The organism is Tritonibacter sp. SIMBA_163 (assembly GCF_046535935.1).
GTDB classification, from domain to species: domain Bacteria; phylum Pseudomonadota; class Alphaproteobacteria; order Rhodobacterales; family Rhodobacteraceae; genus Epibacterium; species Epibacterium scottomollicae.
In genome coordinates, this window is sequence record NZ_JAWJBP010000893.1 from 1 (window position 1) to 253 (window position 253).

The 253-nt window shown below is 45.1% G+C and carries 1 protein-coding gene; it reads left to right on the plus strand.

All coding sequences use genetic code 11. From position 1 onward, the window contains the following. Window positions 1-253 (plus strand): ubiquinol-cytochrome c reductase iron-sulfur subunit (locus R0J92_RS24910; RefSeq protein WP_411053656.1); only part of this gene is annotated, 253 nt, incomplete at both ends.

Sequence of the window (253 nt, forward strand, 5' to 3'; positions counted from 1 at the left end):
CTGTTAAACGACAAACCGATGGTCAATTCTTGTGTCCCTGTCATGGATCATTATTTGCAGCGGATGGTACGGTTCTCAGTGGTCCGGCTAAACAAGATTTACCCCGTTTGCAAGTGATTCAACAGCAAAATAGTGCGATGCAGTTAGTAGGAATGAACCCCGATGATCAAGGTGAACAGACCTTAGTTGCCGACTATTTTGTTTTCGCCACAGATGTTCCTGGGGTGAAACATTTATTCTCCCTTGCAGAAGG